The 1,766-nt window shown below is 45.6% G+C and carries 3 protein-coding genes; all 3 read right to left on the reverse strand.

The window, feature by feature from the left end; genetic code table 11:
* Positions 1–258 (reverse strand): hypothetical protein (locus ACTIE0_RS02550; RefSeq protein ID WP_439516827.1); only part of this gene is annotated, 258 nt, incomplete at its 3' end.
* Between the two features lie 59 nt (positions 259–317).
* Positions 318–890 (reverse strand): Uma2 family endonuclease, encoded by a 573-nt coding sequence (locus ACTIE0_RS02555; protein ID WP_006622725.1) that lies wholly within the window; start codon positions 888–890, stop codon positions 318–320.
* A 422-nt stretch (positions 891–1,312) separates the two neighbouring features.
* Positions 1,313–1,642, reverse strand: coding sequence for a Uma2 family endonuclease (locus ACTIE0_RS02560; RefSeq protein WP_006622727.1), 330 nt, complete (start codon positions 1,640–1,642; stop codon positions 1,313–1,315).
* Positions 1,643–1,766 lie beyond the last annotated feature (124 nt).

The following is a 1,766-nucleotide window of genomic DNA, read 5'->3' on the forward strand; positions in this document are numbered from 1 at the left end:
TAAATTCGTGTTGGGTTTCACACAACCTACCTTCTGGGTTTCACACAACCTACAAAATGGATTTATGTTGGGTTTCACCCAACCTACCTTCTGGGTTTCACCCAACCCAACAAATAAATTCGTGTTGGGTTTCACACAACCTACCTTCTGGGTTTCACACAACCTACAAAATGGATTTATGTTGGGTTTCACACAACCTACCCGGCTGGGATTCAGAAAACGCAAGGCTTCTCCGAGAGTGACAGAAGATAAATACAATGTGAATACCGTTGGCAGCGATTTGTGTTAGACTCCTCAGACTCTCCTATTGACCCAGCTTACCAGAGGCGATCGCAGTTCAAGATCAACCCCGGCAAAACCCCCTCACCCGACAACTCTGGCGGCGAGTTAACCACCTCCACCGGTTGCTGAGGGCGATAAATGTGGACTATCCGAGAACTGGGGTCAATCAACCATCCTAAACGAGTGCCATTCTCCACATATTCTTGCATTTTCTCCTGCAACTGAGTCAACGAATCGCTGGGAGAACGCAATTCCACCACAAAATCGGGACACAGGGGCAAAAATCCCTGTTTCTCTTCAGCCGTCAACCCCTCCCAGCGTTCCAGGGGAATCCAAGCTGCATCGGGGGAACGGTTGGCTCCATTGGGGAGTTTGAACCCTGTTGAGGAGTCAAAGGCGATTCCCCCTTGCGTCTGACGATTCCACAATCCCAATTCTAAACAGAGTTCAAAATTACGGTGTCCGGTTTCACCACCAGTAGGGGGCATAATAATCAGGGTTCCGTTAGCGTTGCGTTCAAATTGTAAGTCGCGGTTATCCTGACAAAGTTGGAAAAACTGCTCGTCGTCAAGATGGAGTGCGTCCGTATTTATAGTTAAGCTGTTCATTAAGGGAAAAGTATATGTGAGGGTCAAGGTATACGTGGATAAACAAAGTTGATACCCGGGTGAATGATACACGCTATATTGTAGGCAAGATTGTTAATCTAATTATAAATAGTGGTCTTAAACACCACCTAAAACCATTGAATAACACAGGAATAAAAGAATCAGCCAGCCCTGCCAATGTCCAAAAAAACCACATCCCATTAGCTATAACACTTTGAGAGATTAGGATTCCCAACGAGACACACAAACCCATAATTAAGCCCCCCAATACTGTAAAAACAAGCCCAGCTAATACATATTGTCCCTCGGTAACATCTAACCAAAGAAGTATCGCCACCCCCAGCAATAGCCCTATGACTGCTCCCCATAGCGAAGCAGCTTTAAGATCCATTGTTTTACCGTTTATAAATTTTGATCTAGTTTCAGGTTCTAATATAGCATAAATTGCACTTCAATATCAACCTCGGCAAAACCCCTTCACCTGAAAACTTTGACGACGAGTTAACCACGTCCACCGGTTGCTGAGGGCGATCAATTTGGACTGTCGGAGAACTTCGGTCAATCAACCATCCTAAACGAGTGACATTCTCTACAGATTCTTGCATTTTCTCCTGTAACTGAGTCAACCAATCGCTGGGAGACCACAATTCCACGACAAAATCGGGACACAGGGGCAAAAATCCCTGTTTCTCTTCAGCCGTCAACCCCTCCCAGCCTTCCTGGGGAATCCCAGTTGAGTAGCTTGGATTCATGTTGGGTTTCACTCAACCTAACAAATAAATTCGTGTTGGGTTTCACCCAACCTACCTTCTGGGTTTCACTCAACCTAACAAATAAATTCGTGTTGGGTTTCACCCAACCTACCTTCTGGGTTTC

Source organism: Limnospira sp. (assembly GCF_051859755.1).
GTDB lineage: Bacteria > Cyanobacteriota > Cyanobacteriia > Cyanobacteriales > Microcoleaceae > Limnospira > Limnospira fusiformis.